This window comes from Brucella lupini (genome assembly GCF_002252535.1).
Taxonomy (GTDB): Bacteria; Pseudomonadota; Alphaproteobacteria; order Rhizobiales; family Rhizobiaceae; genus Brucella; species Brucella anthropi.
In genome coordinates this window covers 1-17,332 of sequence record NZ_NNRN01000036.1, presented here as the reverse complement: position 1 = coordinate 17,332, position 17,332 = coordinate 1, and the positions used below count along the sequence as shown (strand labels likewise).

Here is a 17,332-nt window from a genome sequence, read left to right as displayed (position 1 = left end):
CTATCCGCATCTGGTGCATTAGTTTATGAGTCTACGTCGTAGGAAGTTGAGGGCGAGTTTTCGCAAGATTGCAAGGTTTTCCGGTGCGTTGTCCTTGCGGCTGCGGTCTTCTGGTCCTCGTCGAAGACCATGTCGAGGCCCCAATGGAGTACGTACTCGATCGACCAGCGCGAGCGGGCTGCGGCAAGATAGGTTTCAGGGAGAAGAGCGCGGGTTCGGTACTGGCGGTTTTGGTTCCGCAGACCCAACTGAGATCCTGACTGAAAAGGCGCGCCGCACTTCGAGGCGGCCATGATCTGCACCGCTCGTTTCGGCGCTCGGTAAAGTCTGGAGCACCTCGTCCACTGCAAAATAATCGGCAACCATCTTGTGCAAGGCGGGTCTGTTCACTTTCAATCGCAGCAAATAATCTCCGCCCTGATCGAGGATCAGTTGCGCGGTTTCTTCCTGGCAGTGAATGGCATCGGCCGTGACTAATTGCTGTAGGTATGCATTTATTGACTTGTATCAACGACATCCGGCTTTTGCGCCATATGCTGGCATTTCGAACCACTAAGGTATTCAGTCGTGCAACATATCAAGTTCACATTCTGGGGCATTTTTTTAGTTTTGACCGTCCTGTGGCTGATTGAAGAACCTCACGTGTATGAGACGACAACTTTCTTCGCGCTTCGTGGGACCATGGTCCAGTACAGCGGAATTATCGCAATGGCTTCTATGAGCGTAGCCATGGTTTTGGCACTTCGCCCCCGCTGGCCGGAGCGGTGGTTCGGCGGACTTGATAAGATGTACCGCCTACACAAATGGCTAGGCATTGCGGTTCTCATCGTCTCGTCTATTCACTGGCTGTGGGGCAAGGGACCGAAATGGGCTGTTGGCTGGGGCTTGATTGAGCGCCCGGTACGCGGGACGAGACCGCCGCTGGAAAACCCGGTCGAGCAGTTTTTATTGGGCTTGCGCGGATCTGCAGAAGATCTGGGTGAATGGGCATTTTATATAGCAGCTCTGCTGATCGTTCTGGCTCTGGTCAAGTATTTTCCCTACCGGCTTTTTTACAAGACACACCGGCTTTTGGCCGTCGTCTATCTGGTGCTCGTTTTCCATACCGTAGTGCTGATGACGTTCAGATATTGGCTTTCACCCATCGGCATCGTGATGGCATTGCTTTTGGCTTCAGGCACCTTTGCGGCAGTGAAAGTACTTCTGCGACGTGTGGCTGTGAAACAGCAGGTTCTGGGCGAGATATCATCAATTCACTACTATCCCGGCGTACGGACACTTGAGGTCGAAATCGACGTCCCACAAGGCTGGCCAGGTCACAAGTCGGGCCAGTTCGCATTCGCGACATCGGACAGTTCAGAAGGAGCACACCCTTACACGATAGCTTCCGCGTGGAATAAAGAAGATAAACATATCACCTTCATCACCAAGGAACTGGGCGATCACACCGACCGCCTGTACGAGAAGTTAAAGGTCGGGCAGGTTGTAAAACTCGAGGGCCCATATGGCTGTTTTGATTTTGACAACGGCCAACTACGCCAGATCTGGATCGGTGGCGGTATTGGCATCACGCCCTTCATTGCCGGCATGAAACATCTGGCGCAAGAGCGGATTACAAATCCAGATGCGCCACACAAGCTGATCGATCGTGAGCGTCCGGCGAACGCATTTCCGGGTGTGGAGAGATGGGTGCTATAGGCCGCGTTTCATCTCATCGACCATGATGCGGTCGGTTATTTCAGGATCGCATTGTGTCTCGACGAGGAACTCGCGGATACCGCCGTCCCACGTCCTGATGTCGGCAAGTAGGCTTTGAAGCTCTTCGATGCCGTTCGGGGTCAGACCCTTCGTGCCATCCTCACTGCCATCACTGACGTAAACCAGTTCGCCTTCGGAGATGTTGTCGAAGTTTGCGGTGATTTCCTCGATCAGTTCGAGGTTCTCGCTGATCATGCTGGCGACTTGGCTGAGTGTGTAGACAAACCTTGAGCGAGCCATCAGACAGCCTCGTGTCGAACTTTTGCCGACGCCCAGTTCCAGGGCAGCAGGTCTTCAAGTCGATCCTTGGGGTGATCCTGGAACCGGGTCAGGACGTCTGTCAGGTAGACCTCCGGATTATGGCCGTGCAGTTTGACCGTCTCGATGATGGTCAGAATGTTGGCGATGCGCTCACCGCCCTTATCCGAGCCGGCAAACAGCCAGTTCTTCCGGCCAATTCCAAGCGGTCTCATGGCTCTTTCGGCGATGTTGTTGTCGATTTCGACCCGGCCATCGTCGATGTAGACGCTCAAGGCTGCCCATCGCGACAGGGCGTATCGCATCGCCTCGGCAAGCTTCTGCTTCTGCGGCAAAGTTGAGAGTGTCGCTTCGATCCAGGCCTTGAGTTCGTCCAGAACAGGTCTCGCGTGGTGTTGGCGCAGGGCAAGACGCTCATCAGCCGACATGCCGCGGATCCGGTTCTCGATATCGTAGAGTGCTCCAATGCGTGACAGCGCTTCCTCCGCGATCGGTGACGGCTTCAGCTTGATCACATCATGGAACTTGCGGCGCACATGCGCCATGCAGGCAGCCTCAACGATCTGGTTGCCGTAGAGTTTTTTGTAGCCCCCATAGCCGTCGGCATGCATGACGCCGCTGAAGCTTGCCAGGTGGTCAGCCGGATGCGCCCCCTTTGCGGTCAGGGCTATAGTAATAGGCGATGGCTGCGGGAATGGCGGATTGATAGCCACTGCCGTCGAAGACGTAGACCCAGACCCTGCCGGTTTTTGTCTTGCCCCGTCCGGGGTCGAGAACATCGACCGGAGTATCGTCCGTATGTATTCGGTCAAGCGCGGCGATGTGGGCCCTGATCAACAAGATGATGGGTGTCAGCAAAGCGGATACGCGGCCGACCCAGTCGGCCATCACGGAGCGCGATATGTCTATTCGCAGCCGATCATACATCTCTGAGAGACGGTAAAGCGGAATGTGATCATCGAACTTGGAGACCATGATATGGGCGAGCAGTCCCGGCCCGGGTTTGCCGCGCTCGATCGGCAAGGTCGGCATCTCGCCAGCTACCGTCGTATCGCATTCCCGGCAAATCATGCGCTTTTCCACGTGCCGGACAATTTTGACCGATGCCGGCACGTGTTCCAGCACCTGAACCACCCTGTCGGGCGCCTTCAGGAACGAGGTGCCACCGCAGGTCGGGCAATTACAGGGAGCCGCATAGATCAGTTCTTCGGTGGCGAGACCATCGGGCAATGGTTTGCGCTTCGGCTTGTCCGGCGCGTCGTCCAAATCCGGCAAGGGTGTTTTCCCGGCGCGCAGTTCAGCCTCGGCACGGGAAGCCTCAATCTCCTCCAGCATCAGTTCGAACTGCTCTATCTTCCGGTCGATCTTTTCCGAAGAGGCGCCATGCTGCCGATGTCGGAGAAGCTCCAGTTGCGCGCGAAGAAGCGCTATGATGGAGTCTCGCTTGATGACCTCGGCTTCCTGGCTCTCAAGCTTTGCCGCCTGTTCGGCGACCAGTGCGCGCAAAGCAGTGAGTTCGTCCTGACTGTCCAGCGGCGCTGTTTCCATATCCGCAAATCTAGCCGATTTGCCTCTGACGCGCCAGCGTTAAGCCTCGGATGCCCTTGCAAAATATAGCTTTTATCCCATTCGGCCAGGAGCGGACGTCCATGCCGGGCGGCGCCAATCAATCCCCTCGACGAGCATGGAAAGCTGCGCCTGCGTCAGGTGCGCGACACCTTCTTTCGCTGTCGGCCAGGGAAAGTATCCACGCTCCAAAATCTTGTAGAACAGGCAGAACCCCTGGCCGTCCCACCAGAGAAGCTTGATCCGGTCAGCGCGCTTTCCGCGGAAGCCGAAGATCGCGCCCGAGCCCGGCGCCTCCTTCACCACCGTCTCGACCAGCGCGGACAGACCATCAATGCCACGCCGCATATCGGTCACTCCGCAGGCCAGATAGACCCTTACATTGCCCGATGGCCCGATCATGCCGCCTCCACGCAAGCGACCAGCGGACCGAGCAGCTTCAACTCAACCTCAGCAGGAACCTTCAGGCACCGACCGTTCCGCAGCAATATCTCAACGATCGCCGGCCTCGCTACGGTGGTAGACGCCTGACTTACGCCAGCCTCCTCCATGATTTCCACTGGAAGGAACACCGTCGGTCGATCAACATAGTTGAACGACTTCCGCCACAAGCGGATCTGGCCTGGATGAATGTCGTGCCGACGCGCCACATCGCCAATGCGAGCACCGGGTTCATCAGCTTGCGCCAGTATCCTCAGCTTCGCCTCGTCCGACCAGCGCCGCCTGCGCTCGGTACCGGACATGATCTCCATGCGAGCCATGAAACCTCTTTGTTCTGGTATTAATGTCAGCACTAATGCTGGTTCGAATGCCAGAACATCGCCCGATTTGCCCAATCAGCAAAAATAGCTCACCGGACGCTCACGATCGATCTATTTCACACCACGACCGATTACGACGAGAACGCTATCAATAAGCTGAAGGCCGATGCGCTGGCTGCCGGCATCCGGCTACATATCCTGGTAGACTCGCGCGACGGATTCTTGACCGGCGATCGCATTCGGGCTGCCGTACCAGATTGGCGTGAGGCCAGTATCTGGTTCTGCGGTCCGGCAGGTTTCGGAGAGTCATTACGCCGAGATTTTGAGGCGCAGGGCCTACCGGTCGCGAAACGGTTCCATCAAGAGTTGTTCGCAATGCGGTAGAAAACGATGTTCGCGCGAGCTGAAGCACAATCCGGGAAGCATTTTGAATAATCAATCGAACAAGTTCGGGATTAGTGATTTCGACATCGACCGTCTTCCGATTACATAGTGTGATCGCGCGTTTGTTTTGCTTCTCATTGGAAAGGTGGTTGCTTCCCGATAAGATGAAATACTGGCTTACGACTGGGCACCAGGCCCAGCATCAAACAGGAAGCAACCATGAAACAATTTATCGGCCTTGACATCTCATTAAAAGATACATTCTGTTTATACTTCAAACCCATTGGGAATCCTGAAAGGCAATAGCTTTTTCCAAGTTTTCAAACCAAACTATCTGATCAAGACAAATTCACACCTGCCACCTGATGTAGCGCAGATAGCGAGGGTATCTCTATGCAGCTATGATCCCGCGAGGTGATGAGGCCAAGATTGCGCAGTCTCGTGAAACTTCTACTCACGGTTTCAACAGTCAAACCTAAGAAGTCGGCGATATCCTGTCTTGGCATAGGAATATGAACGAAGCCTCTGTTGGGGGACCGTTGAGCGAGAAGAATGATAAAGCATGATAATTTTTCGACTGGTGCCAGCCGACCCAGTATGAGTTGAATAAAGTTCGCCTTCCTTAACGAATCCTTTGTCTCGGCGTGAGAATATTGCTTAATTCTTTCATCTCTAACGATACACTCCTGGAATTTAATTTTAGATAGGGAGGTAATATTGCTTGTTACGATGGTTTCAATTGTCGATGAATAGTGTTCATCGTCGATAATTCCTATTAGTTCTCTTGGGAATATGAAGTGTGTTATCTGCCGCCGACCGTCGGGCAAGACTCTGAAAGCTCTTAATAAGCCCTCATTCACCATGTAAATCCGACCGATTTTGTCACCCTCTCGAGCTATGGTAACGTTCTGGGGAATGGTTTTATCAACACCATTGCATTGCGAGAATGCGATCGCTCCAGAGAGTTCATTGAATAGTGTTTTCCTGACCACAGTCGACGCGTCAAGGCTTATAACATTCGTTTTTTCAGAACTCATTTCGATGACCTGAAGAGTTAATATTGTGTCTTATTCTCAAAGTGGATGGCTCCATAAATCTAATCACTAACATCGTGCGAAATCCCACTATCCATTTGGGGTAGAGATGAGAAGATCAGACTGGTGAAGTATATCGGGTTTTGATGTGATGGGGTATAACTTTCGAGGCAGGCTCCGGTTTTTCGCTTCGGCGAACACCTCACACAAGACTTCGACAGCATCTGGAACCAGAACTATCCGAGTGATATTTTTCTATACTTGATGCTTCTTGATTGAAATCAATGCGGCTTATCTTGCAACCCATAAACTCAGGTCGGTTGCATTGAAAGAGAGCGGGATTAATGCATGAGTGACATCGCACAAGACGGCGATGGAAAACGATTTCGTTTTCCTACCGCATTCACCATTCTTTTTGGCCTCATTGTCATTGTCGCGGCGCTGACCTGGATCATTCCAGCTGGCCAGTACGAGCGAACCATGAATGCGGCTTTGAACAAGGAAGTTCCTATTGCTGGGACTTACAAGGTCGCTGAATCCAATCCGCAAGGTATTACAGATATATTCATGGCACCGATCGGAGGGCTTTATAATCCTTCGACCAATCAGGCCAACGCCATTGATGTGGCGGTGTTCGTTCTCATTATTGGTGGTTTTATTGGTGTCGTTACCTCCACTGGCGCGATTGATGCTGGCATTGGCAGCGCCATGGTTGCGCTCAAGGGGCGAGAGAAATGGCTAATCCCTGTGCTTATGGCACTGTTCGCCTTCGGCGGTACAACCTATGGCATGGCAGAGGAAACGCTTGCCTTCTATATGCTTTTGCTTCCAATCATGATAGCGGCGCGTTTCGATGCAGTAACTGCGGTCGCTGTCATTTTGCTTGGTGCAGGCGTCGGCGTTCTTGGTTCGACAGTCAATGCATTCGCTACGGTCATTGCCTCGGATGCTGCGGGCGTACCTTTCACTAACGGCCTCGTGTTGCGCTGTATCATATTGGGACTTTGCTGGCTGGCCTGTGTGATCTACGTGATGCGCTATGCCGAACGGGTGCGGCAAGATCCTACAAAATCGCTTGTCTATGACATGAAGGCGGCTAACGAAAAGCACTTTCTAAGTGCGCATGAAGGTGAAAAGGCTAACTTTACACTTTTGCACAAGATCGTACTCACGGTTTTTGGTGTCACCTTTGTCGTCATGATCTGGGGCGTGTTGAAAGGCGGCTGGTGGATGGGGGAAATGAGCGGGTTGTTCCTCGCTTCAGCCATCCTGATCGGCTTTATCACACGCCCTGGTGAGGCAAGTTTTGTCGACAGTTTCGTCAACGGTGCACGCGACCTGCTTGGCGTGGCGCTGATCATTGGCTTGGCGCGCGGCATCGTCGTGGTCATGGACGCTGGCAAGATCACAGATACCATCCTGCACTGGGCGGAGCTTTCCGTCTCCGGGTTGGGTAAGGTGGCCTTCATCAACGTGATGTACTGGCTTCAGGTACTTATGTCCTTCTTCGTGCCGTCTTCGTCCGGTCTGGCGGTCCTTTCCATGCCGATCATGGCACCTGTGGCAGATTTCGCCGGCGTTGGCCGCCAGTTTGTGGTCACCGCCTATCAGTCTGCAAACGGGCTCGTGAACCTGATCAATCCGACTTTTGCGGTCGTAATGGGTGCACTGGCAATTGGTCGCGTCCCCTATGAACGCTGGTTGCGCTTCATGTGGCCGCTGCTTTTGATCCTGACCATTATCATCATGGCGTGCCTGAGCGCCGCTGTTCTGCTTGCTTGAAGGAGATTACGATATGAGCTTGACCTATGGTGTTCATTCCGAAGTTGGCAAACTGCGCCGTGTCCTCGTCCATCGTCCGGGCTCGGCACTTGCCCGCTTAACGCCGTCGAACTGTCATGAGTTGCTTTTCGATGATGTCATCTGGGTCAAGCAGGCCCGTGTCGAACATCTCACCTTTGTCGACGCCATGCGACATCGTGGCGTGGATGTCGTCTTTCTGCGAGAGATGCTGGCAGAGACGATGCAGGATGCCGAGGCCCGGCGCTGGCTTCTGGAGCGTCGTGTCAACGAGAATACCGTAGGCGTTGGTCTGGCTGACGATTTGCGAGCCCACCTCATGGAGATTGACGCCGATGCCTTGTCGCTGATCCTGATGGGCGGCTTGAGTAAAGCCGAACTGCCAATCAAGGGACGTGGGCTTTTCGCGCCAACATTGCGTCCGGAGGATTTCGTCCTGCCACCTCTGCCTAATCATTTGTTTACTCGCGATACAACCTGCTGGATCGGTGGTGGTGTCACGCTCAACCCGATGCGTTGGAATGCACGCAAGCTGGAAACAGTCAATATCACGGCCATCTATCGTTTCCATCCGGATTTCCGCGATGCGGGCTTCCCGGTCTGGTGGGGTGATCCCGATACGGATTATGGGCTTGCCACATTGGAGGGTGGAGATGTCATGCCACTTGGAAACGGCATTGTTCTTGTCGGTATGGGTGAGAGGAGCACGCCGCAGGCGGTGGGGCAACTGGCGCGCGCATTGTTTCAGAAGGGGGGGGCTGAGCATGTGATCGCCTGCAAGCTGCCTGTAGAGCGTTCATCCATGCACCTGGATACTGTGTTCAGCTTTTGCGATCGTGATCTCGTGACGCTCTTTGCCGATGTTGCAGAAAAGATCGAGCCCTATTCGATCCGTCCGGGCAAGACAAAAGATGAAATAGACGTCAGGGCGGAAGGACGCAAGCTTACCGAGGTCGTTGCTGAAGCGCTGGGACTGAAGAAGTTGCGCGTTGTTGAAACGGGTGGTGATGCTTACGTCGCCGAGCGCGAGCAGTGGGATGACGGCAACAATGTCGTTGCACTGGAGCCGGGTGTGGTCATTGCCTATGACCGCAATACCTACACCAATACACAATTGCGCAAGGCAGGCGTCGAGGTCATCACCGTGCCCGGTGCAGAACTCGGGCGCGGGCGAGGCGGCGGCCACTGCATGACCTGTCCATTAATACGCGATCCAGTTTGAGGAGACGAAAATGCCAGTCAATATCAAGGGCCGTAGCGTCCTGAAGTTGCTCGATTTCACGCCGGATGACATCCGGTTCCTGCTAAAGCTCTCGGCCTCGTTGAAACAGGCCAAATATGGCGGTTATGAAGATCAAAGGCTGAAAGGCAAGAACATTGCGCTGATCTTCGAAAAAGACTCCACTCGCACGCGTACCGGGTTCGAGGTCGCCGCCTATGACCAGGGTGCACATGTTACCTATCTGGGGCCCACCGGTACCCAGATAGGTAAGAAGGAATCCATGAAAGACACAGCCCGCGTGCTTGGTCGTGTCTACGACGCTATCGAATATCGCGGCTTCGGGCAGGAACAGGCGGAGATTCTGGCGAAATGGTCGGGTGTGCCGGTTTATAATGGTCTGACAGATGAATTTCATCCGACCCAGATTCTCGCCGACTTTCTTACCATGCGCGAATATACCCGCAAACACCTGTCGCAAGTCACCTTCGCCTTCCTCGGCGATGCCGGCAACAATATGGGCAATTCACTCCTGACAGGGGCGGCACAGATCGGCATGGATGTGCGCCTTGCCGCACCGAAAGCCTGTTGGCCAGAACAGGAACTGATCGACCGCTGTCAGGAAATCGCGCTTCAGACCGGTGCGCGCATTACACTCACCGAAGACCCCGTAGCCGCCGTCAAGGGATGTGATTTTATCTATACGGATGTCTGGGTATCGATGGGCGAGCCGGATTCGGTATGGGCAGAACGTATCGAACTGCTGACGCCCTACCGTGTAACGCCGGAGATCATGGCGGCGGCTGGCAATCCACATGTAAAATTCATGCATTGTCTTCCAGCCTTCCATAATCGCGAGACGGAGATCGGAGAGAAGATATTTGAGAAATTCGGTATCGACTGCATGGAGGTGAGCGAGGCGGTCTTCGAATCAAACGCTTCCATTGTCTTCGATCAAGCAGAAAACCGCATGCACACAATCAAGGCAATACTCGTGGCAACATTGGGAAGCTGATATGCGGATCGTTGTGGCTCTGGGAGGTAATGCGCTTTTAAAACGCGGTGAGCCGATGACCGCCGAAGTTCAGCGCGCCAATGTACGGAAAGCCGCAAAGGCGCTGGCTAAGCTTGCGCGTAACCATGATATCGTGGTTGCACATGGCAACGGTCCGCAAGTCGGGCTTCTGGCGCTCCAGGCTTCCGCTTATACGGATGTCCCAGCTTATCCGCTCGATATTCTGGGGGCCGAAAGCGTCGGTATGATCGGCTATCTGGTGGAGCAGGAACTGACCAATGCCTTGCCCACTCAAATGCGGCTCGCCACGCTCTTGACCCAGATTGAGGTGAATAGTGACGACCCGGCCTTTTCCCATCCGGAAAAACCCATCGGTCCCGTCTACGACAAGGCAGATGCCGATCGTGTCCGGGCGGAACATGACTGGGTGCTCATCGAAGAGAGCGAGGGAAAATGGCGGCGCGTGGTGCCGTCGCCGCGTCCCCAACGTATCACTCAGATCCAAGTCATCCAACTTCTGGTTGAAGCTGGCGTTGTCGTCATCTGCGCGGGCGGTGGCGGTATTCCGGTTATTCGTAACGAGCAGGAGGAAATTGAAGGCATCGAAGCGGTGATTGATAAGGACCGGGCGGCAGGGCTTCTCGCAGAAGAACTCAATGCCGACGCTTTCCTGATGCTCACAGACGTGGACGCTGTCTATAGCGGTTGGGGAACGCCGGACCAGCTTCCGATCAGCAGGGCGACGCCGATTGAACTGTCGACGCAAAAGTTTGCTTCTGGTTCCATGGGCCCCAAAGTCGAAGCGGCTTGCGCCTTTGCTTCTCATCCCGGTCGCATAGCCGGGATAGGACGGCTGGAAGATGCGGCAGCGCTCCTTTCCGGTAAGGCTGGCACAGTAATAAAAATATAGGGTCTGTTAGCGTCCCGGCGCTTGGAGTACACCCTGGACTTAGACAGAAGGGTCGCGGACAGTTTTCCCATAAGGAAAGGGAACTGAGCATGGCGACAAGGCAACGAATTATCGATGAAGAACGAAAGCTGGATTTCGTTCGACGCATGGAAGCGGCCGAGAGTGTCAGCAGGTTGGCAGATGAAGCCGACGACAGTCGCCAGCAGCTTTACGATTGACGTGAGCGGCTCAGAGTTCGTGGTTGTGAATAAGCGCCGAAACGGGACCGAGTCTATATTAAGATTTTACAGTTGGACACCTCGAAAAACCTCCCCCTTTTGGGATTTTCGTGATTCAATCCGGCGTGGGTGATTTTCAGTGGGTTTGACGATGCGGGGACAACCGGGTTTTTGGGATTTGGATGAGCGTTACGAGCGGCTGAGCGCCGTTGGCGACCCTCTGGAAAAGCTCAACAGCATCATTCCGTGGCTGGTGTTCGAGAAGCCGCTTGCGAAGGCCCTGAAGCGTTCGGAGTTCTGCAGGCGCTGTATAATCTCTCCGATGATCAGGCGGAGTTCGTCATCCAGGATCGCCTTTCATTCATGCGGTTTCTGGGGCTTGGCCTCTCCGACAAGGTTCCGGATGCCAAGACGATCTGGCTGTTCCGGGAATGCCTGGTGCGGGCCGGCGCCATCGACAACCTGTTCGCCCGGTTCGACAAGCATCTCTCGCGATCGGGCTATCTTGCCAAGGGCGGTCAGATCATCGACGCGACGATCATCCAGGCTCCCCGTAAGCATAACAGTCAGGATGAGAAGGACGCGATCAAGGCCGGAGAGATCCCCGCGGAATGGAAGGACAAGCCCGCCATGCTGGCGCAGAAGGATCGTGATGCGCGTTGGACGGTGAAGTATTCCAAGGCGAAGCAGCCGACGGAAACACTATCTTCAGCCGCGACCAGTCTCCTACAACGAGACCGCGCCGGTGCTGCACGGCGTCAGCTTCGTCGCCAGGGCGGGCGAAGGCGGCAGTTGGACAATAGTAGCTCGTTGGTGAACGACATTACGATAGAGCCTGTAAGAATGTGGAGAACGAAAACATGAAGAATTCTTTCGGCCGCTGGCTCCCAGCCCTTATCATAGTAGTGCTTGCTGCGGCAGGCTACTATGCCTGGAAAGCACTGAGCGCGCCCGGATTGCCGGAAGGCATTGCTGGCGGAAATGGCCGCATCGAAGCCGTCGAGATCGATGTTTCTACCAAGAGCCCCGGACGTATCCGCGAAATTCTGGCCGATGAGGGGCAATTCGTTGAAGCGAATGCCGTTCTGGCACACATGGATACGGCTCAGCTCGAAAGCCAGCGCAAACAGGCAGAAGCACAATTGCGGCGGGCCGAAATAAGCATCGATACAGCGAAAAGCCTCGTCGCACAGCGTGAAGCCGAACAAACTGCTGCTGAAGCGACCGTTGCGCAGCGCGAGGCACAGCTGGATGCCGCCAATCGTCGTCTGGCTCGTTCGCAGCAGCTGTCAGAGTCACGCACGGTTTCTCAGCAGGTCCTCGATGATGACCGGGCAACCGCGCAAGGCGCTGAAGCAGCCGTAGGGGCGGCGAAGGCGCAGCTGGCGGCGACCGCCGCTGCGATCAGTGCGGCCAAGGCACAGGTTGTCGATGCAGAAGCTGCCGTTGAAGCGGCAAAGGCCGCAATTGCCACCATCGACACGGATATCAACGATGCCACCTTGCGTTCGCCAAAGCCGGGCCGCGTGCAATATCGCGTTGCGCAACCGGGCGAGGTGCTGTCAGCCGGTGGTCGCGTGCTTAATCTGGTCGATGTCAGCGATGTCTATATGACCTTCTTCCTGCCGACTGCGCAGGCTGGCCGCGTAGCTATTGGGGCAGATGCGCGCATCGTGCTCGATGCGGCACCTCAATATGTGATCCCGGCGACGATCAGCTTCGTGGCCGATGTGGCGCAGTTCACGCCAAAGTCGGTTGAAACGGAAGAAGAGCGCCAGAAGCTCATGTTCCGCGTCAAGGCAAAGATCCCGCAGGATTTGCTTCAGAAATATATTCAGCAAGTCAAAACCGGACTTCCGGGAATGGCTTATGTGAAACTCGATCCCAATGCTGAATGGCCGAAGAACCTCGCGGAAACCGTAAAATGAGTGCGGCTTCGATAAAGGCTGGCGTGGGCGACGGCAGCTTTGTCGCTCGCGCTGAGAGCGTGAAGCTGTCTTATGGATTGACGGAAGCGTTGCGCGATATTTCGCTCAACGTGCCTGCCGGTTGCATGGTGGGGCTGATCGGTCCTGACGGTGTTGGCAAGTCGAGCCTTCTGTCGCTGATTGCTGGCGCACGCGTTATGCAGAAGGGCAGGATCGAAGTGCTGGGCGGCGATATTGCCGATAAGCGCCATCGCCAGTCGGCTTTTCCGCGAATTGCCTATATGCCGCAAGGGCTGGGAAAGAATCTCTATCCAACGCTCTCTGTCTTCGAGAACATTGAGTTCTTTGGACGGCTGTTTGGTCATGACAAGCACGAACGTGAGCGCCGCATCGCCGATCTTCTGGCTCGAACGGGGATGTCGCCCTTTGCGGATCGCCCGGCAGGTAAGCTTTCGGGCGGCATGAAGCAGAAGACGAGTCTCTGCTGTTCGCTGATCCATGATCCCGATTTGTTGATCCTCGATGAGCCGACAACGGGTGTTGATCCCTTGTCGCGTCGTCAGTTCTGGGAGCTGATCGACGATATCCGCAAGGATCGTCCGGGGATGAGCGTCATTGTTGCGACGGCCTATATGGAAGAAGCGGAGCGCTTCGACTGGCTGGTTGCAATGAATGATGGCCAGATTCTTGCGACCGGCACGCCACAGGAACTGCTTGAGAAAACCAAAACGCCCAATCTTGACGCGGCCTTCATTGCACTTTTGCCGGAAGAACTTCGTCGGGGGCATAGTGAAGTTGTCATGCCGCCGCGCAATGCGCAGGCAGATAGCGGCATCGCTATCGAGGCAGAGCATGTCACGGTGCGGTTTGGCAATTTTACTGCCGTCGATAATGTGAGTTTCCGTATTCCGCGCGGCGAGATTTTCGGCTTTCTCGGATCGAATGGCTGCGGCAAGTCCACGACCATGAAAGTGCTGACCGGGCTTTTGCCAGCGAGCGAAGGCACGGCGCGGCTGTTCGGACGTGAGGTCGATCCAAAGGATATCGATATACGTCGTCATGTCGGCTACATGTCACAGGCTTTCTCGCTCTATTCCGAGCTCACAGTTCATCAGAATCTTGAGCTTCATGCCAAGCTGTTTGGTATGGCAGAGGACGATACCAAACGCAGAATCAAGGAACTGGCCCAAAGGTTTGATTTGGCTGGTGTTATGGATGATTTGCCGGACTCGATGCCGCTTGGCATTCGCCAGCGTTTGTCGCTGGCTGTGGCATTGATCCATTCACCGGACATTCTCATTCTCGATGAGCCGACATCGGGCGTCGATCCGGTTGCGCGCGATGCATTCTGGCAGATACTTGCCGATCTTTCGCGCAAGGATGATGTGACGATCTTTGTCTCGACCCATTTCATGAATGAGGCCGAGCTTTGTGATCGCATTTCCCTTATGCATGCGGGTAAGGTGCTGATCAGCGACACGCCAAAAGCCATTACTGCAAGCCGCAATGCAGCAACGCTTGAAGATGCGTTTATTGCCTATCTCGAAGAAGCGATAGGTGAGACCACGCCACAGAAAAGCAATCAGGAAAAGGTCGATCCGATACCGGAAAAGAAGCCGGAGAAGAGAATAACGCCTTCATCGAGCTGGTTGCCAAACCCACGACGGATGCTGGCTTTTTCACGTCGCGAAGCGCTGGAGCTCAAGCGCGATCCGATCCGTGCGACACTAGCTATTCTTGGTACTGTCATTCTTATGTTCGTCATCGGCTATGGTATTAATCTTGACGTCGAAGACCTGACATTTGCGGTTCTTGATCGCGATGACACCACGATCAGCCGGGATTATACACAGCAGCTTGCCGGTTCGCGCTATTTCACCGAAAAGCCACCAATCACCGACTATGACGATCTCGACCGACGGATGCGTGAGGGTGAGATAAGTCTTGCGATTGAAATTCCACCGAATTTTGGCAGCAATGTCGCGCATGGTCGCCCTGTTGAGGTGGCTGCCTGGATCGATGGTGCGATGCCAACGCGTGCGGAAACCGTGCGTGGTTATGTGCAGGGGATGCATGCCAATTGGTTGACGCAGAAGGCGCGTGAGCTTTATGGAGATGCTGCCACCGTCGGCAATTTCAATCTCGAAATCCGCTATCGGTATAATCCGGACGTGCAGAGCCTTGTGGCTATGGTTCCAGCAGTCATCCCGCTTTTGCTTTTGATGATCCCGGCGATGCTCGCGGTGTTGAGCGTGGTGCGCGAGAAGGAACTTGGCTCGATCATCAATTTCTATGTGACGCCGGTTACGAAATTCGAGTTTCTGCTTGGCAAGCAGCTGCCCTATATTGCGCTGGCTTTCCTCAATTTTTTGATGCTGACAGCCTTCGCGGTCTTCATATTCCGCGTGCCATTTACCGGAAGCTTCCTGACCTATGCCACAGCAGCGCTGCTCTATGTCATCATCACGACTGGCATGGGCTTAGTGATATCGACCTTTATCAATAGCCAGATTGCAGCGATTTTCGGCACAGCATTGCTGACGCTCATTCCTGCTGTGCAATATTCTGGCATTATTGATCCTGTCTCATCCTTGCAGGGAGCGGGTGCCTTTATCGGGAAAATTTATCCGACAACCTATTTCGTGACGATCTCGCGCGGGACTTTCTCTAAGGCGCTCGATTTTACCGATCTGGCGGGGTCGTTTCTGCCTCTGCTGATTGCAATCCCGGTGCTTGCCGTTCTCGGCATTGTTCTCCTTAAGAAACAGGCGGGCTGAGATGCGGATTTCCAATATACTCCAGCTTGGTATCAAGGAACTGCGCGGACTGGCGCGCGATCCGATGCTTCTGCTGCTCATTGTCTATGCCTTCACGCTCGCGATCTATACGGCGGCGAAGGCTATGCCTGAAAACCTCAACAATGCGGCTATCGCCATTGTCGATGAGGATCGGTCGCCGGTTTCGGGTCGGATTACGACCGCGTTTTATCCGCCATATTTCGTGCCGCCCAAACTCATCTCGTCTCATGAGATGGACAAGCGCATGGATGCAGGTCTTGATACATTCTCACTCGATATTCCGCCGAATTTCCAGCGTGATCTTCTCGCCGGGCGTTCGCCAACAATCCAGCTGAATGTTGATGCAACACGCATGAGCCAGGCCTTTACGGGTGGTGGTTATGTGCAGTCGATTGTCTCGAGCGAAGTTTCTGAGTTTCTCAATCGCTATCGCGGGGACACGCAAACGCCGGTTGGCCTCAATTTGCGTGCAAGGTTCAATCAGGATCTGAACAAGGGGTGGTTCGGCGCGATCACCAATGTCATCTCGTCGGTGACGATGCTCTCAATTATTCTGACGGGTGCAGCCCTTATCCGTGAGCGCGAGCATGGCACCATCGAGCACCTTTTGGTGATGCCGGTAACGCCGCTTGAGATCATGATTTCCAAGGTCTGGTCTATGGGTATGGTGGTTCTGGTCGCTACGGCCTTTTCGCTGATCGTGGTGGTGCAGGGCGTTCTGGCGGTGCCGATCAACGGTTCACTGACAATGTTTCTGGCGGGAGCTGCATTGCAGCTCTTTGCAACCACCAGCCTTGGCATTTTTCTCGCAACGATTGCCGGTTCGATGCCGCAGTTTGGCCTTCTGCTAATGCTGGTTTTGCTGCCGCTTCAGGTTCTCTCAGGCGGTATAACGCCGCGTGAGAGTATGCCTGAAATTATCCAGAACATCATGCTGGCAGCACCCAACACACATTTCGTGATGCTCGCGCAATCGGTGTTGTTCCGGGGGGCAGGACTCAGCGTCGTGTGGCCGCAATTGCTGGCCATGATTGTAATCGGAAGCGTTCTTTTCTTCTTTGCGCTGCGTCGCTTCCGCGATTTCCTGAGATAGTGATAGAAGTTCTACATTAAAATAAAAGGGGCAATAAACTTCATGGTTCGGATCATCGCTCAAGTCATTCTTTCGGCGGCAGGTGTTATTGTTGCATTCTTTGTGTCAAGAGATGAAGCAAATTATCCCGTCTATCAGATGGCCGTCTCACTCCTCATGCTAGTTATTGCGGCGTTGCTTGTTTGGTATGTGCCAAAAATTATGAAGCGAGACTGACGCTTTTGGGTGGCTTGCTCATGTTGCGCCCATCATCATCGCATCGCCCGTTTATTTTTCCGGCACGTTATCGTTTGGTGGGCTGATGATGGCTGTTGGTGCGTTCAATCAGGTGAGTTCAGCTCTGCGGTGGTATGTCAATAACTTTGGTAGCATTGCCGTGTGGAAAGCCGCATTGTATCGCGTCAGTTCCTTTCGGCATGCTTTAGCAACAATGGAAGCTGCGGCGTCTCACACGATTTTGTCATTCAAAACAACTCACGACGGTAGCGTTGTATTCAAGGATATCGAAGTGCGGTGCAACGTCTTTGGACCTTCCGTGCTGGGCACACTAGGTCGTACACTCATAAATAGACTAGTTATTTGAAAGGATT

Annotated in this window: 14 protein-coding genes and 4 pseudogenes; 12 read left to right on the top strand and 6 right to left on the bottom strand. The window is 54.3% G+C overall.

Features of this window, described 5'->3' with window-relative positions; translation table 11 throughout:
- Positions 1 to 36: 36 nt before the first annotated feature.
- Positions 37 to 188 (bottom strand): annotated as a pseudogene (locus CES86_RS28275) (transposase); the annotation flags it as partial.
- A 379-nt stretch (positions 189 to 567) separates the two neighbouring features.
- Here CES86_RS28275 and CES86_RS05615 point away from each other — a divergent pair.
- Positions 568 to 1,698, top strand: a complete 1,131-nt coding sequence (locus tag CES86_RS05615; RefSeq protein ID WP_167387097.1) for a ferredoxin reductase family protein — start codon at positions 568 to 570, stop codon at positions 1,696 to 1,698.
- Here CES86_RS05615 and CES86_RS28160 read toward each other — a convergent pair.
- The 5 genes and pseudogenes from CES86_RS28160 to CES86_RS05585 form a co-directional block, all read right to left on the bottom strand.
- Positions 1,693 to 1,998 (bottom strand): hypothetical protein, encoded by a 306-nt coding sequence (locus CES86_RS28160; protein ID WP_094513858.1) that lies wholly within the window; start codon positions 1,996 to 1,998, stop codon positions 1,693 to 1,695. The two genes, CES86_RS05615 and CES86_RS28160, sit on opposite strands and share 6 nt — an antisense overlap.
- Positions 1,998 to 3,564, bottom strand: a pseudogene (tnpC, locus tag CES86_RS05605) (IS66 family transposase). The gene CES86_RS28160 and the pseudogene tnpC overlap by 1 nt, the downstream one beginning before the upstream one ends.
- A gap of 72 nt (positions 3,565 to 3,636) precedes the next feature.
- A complete protein-coding gene (gene tnpB / locus CES86_RS05600) occupies positions 3,637 to 3,984 on the bottom strand; it encodes an IS66 family insertion sequence element accessory protein TnpB (protein ID WP_094513857.1) in 348 nt (115 codons plus the stop codon).
- Positions 3,981 to 4,343, bottom strand: coding sequence for an IS66-like element accessory protein TnpA (tnpA, locus tag CES86_RS05595; protein ID WP_143851071.1), 363 nt, complete (start codon positions 4,341 to 4,343; stop codon positions 3,981 to 3,983). Before tnpA ends, tnpB begins: the two co-directional genes overlap by 4 nt.
- A gap of 722 nt (positions 4,344 to 5,065) precedes the next feature.
- Entirely contained in the window at positions 5,066 to 5,764 is a 699-nt protein-coding gene (locus CES86_RS05585; RefSeq protein ID WP_094513853.1) for a Crp/Fnr family transcriptional regulator, read from the bottom strand.
- A 345-nt stretch (positions 5,765 to 6,109) separates the two neighbouring features.
- Between CES86_RS05585 and CES86_RS05580 the strand changes: the two genes are divergently transcribed.
- The 11 genes and pseudogenes from CES86_RS05580 to CES86_RS27850 all read left to right on the top strand — a co-directional run.
- A complete protein-coding gene (locus CES86_RS05580) occupies positions 6,110 to 7,543 on the top strand; it encodes a YfcC family protein (RefSeq protein ID WP_011983031.1) in 1,434 nt (477 codons plus the stop codon).
- A gap of 13 nt (positions 7,544 to 7,556) precedes the next feature.
- The gene (gene arcA, locus CES86_RS05575) at positions 7,557 to 8,783 is read left to right on the top strand and encodes an arginine deiminase (protein WP_094513852.1); all 1,227 of its coding nucleotides are present in this window, start codon (positions 7,557 to 7,559) and stop codon (positions 8,781 to 8,783) included.
- A gap of 10 nt (positions 8,784 to 8,793) precedes the next feature.
- Positions 8,794 to 9,795 (top strand): ornithine carbamoyltransferase, encoded by a 1,002-nt coding sequence (argF, locus tag CES86_RS05570; protein ID WP_094513849.1) that lies wholly within the window; start codon positions 8,794 to 8,796, stop codon positions 9,793 to 9,795.
- A gap of 1 nt (position 9,796) precedes the next feature.
- Positions 9,797 to 10,705, top strand: coding sequence for a carbamate kinase (arcC, locus tag CES86_RS05565; protein WP_094513848.1), 909 nt, complete (start codon positions 9,797 to 9,799; stop codon positions 10,703 to 10,705).
- 89 nt (positions 10,706 to 10,794) lie between these two features.
- On the top strand, positions 10,795 to 10,923 hold the full coding sequence (locus tag CES86_RS28110; protein WP_259030706.1) for a hypothetical protein: 129 nt from the start codon (positions 10,795 to 10,797) through the stop codon (positions 10,921 to 10,923).
- A gap of 151 nt (positions 10,924 to 11,074) precedes the next feature.
- Positions 11,075 to 11,610: pseudogene (locus CES86_RS05560) on the top strand (transposase); the annotation flags it as partial.
- A 173-nt stretch (positions 11,611 to 11,783) separates the two neighbouring features.
- Positions 11,784 to 12,851 carry an HlyD family secretion protein gene (locus CES86_RS05555; RefSeq protein ID WP_094513845.1) on the top strand — a complete coding sequence of 356 codons (1,068 nt, stop codon included), beginning with the start codon at positions 11,784 to 11,786 and terminating at the stop codon, positions 12,849 to 12,851.
- Positions 12,818 to 15,628 (top strand): ribosome-associated ATPase/putative transporter RbbA, encoded by a 2,811-nt coding sequence (gene rbbA / locus CES86_RS05550; protein WP_374828251.1) that lies wholly within the window; start codon positions 12,818 to 12,820, stop codon positions 15,626 to 15,628. Before CES86_RS05555 ends, rbbA begins: the two co-directional genes overlap by 34 nt.
- 1 nt (position 15,629) lies before the next feature.
- Entirely contained in the window at positions 15,630 to 16,742 is a 1,113-nt protein-coding gene (locus tag CES86_RS05545; RefSeq protein ID WP_094513841.1) for an ABC transporter permease, read from the top strand.
- A 42-nt stretch (positions 16,743 to 16,784) separates the two neighbouring features.
- A complete protein-coding gene (locus tag CES86_RS27450; RefSeq protein ID WP_167387096.1) occupies positions 16,785 to 16,958 on the top strand; it encodes a hypothetical protein in 174 nt (57 codons plus the stop codon).
- Positions 16,959 to 16,962: 4 nt separating this feature from the next.
- Positions 16,963 to 17,193 (top strand): annotated as a pseudogene (locus CES86_RS27850) (ABC transporter ATP-binding protein/permease); the annotation flags it as partial.
- Positions 17,194 to 17,332 lie beyond the last annotated feature (139 nt).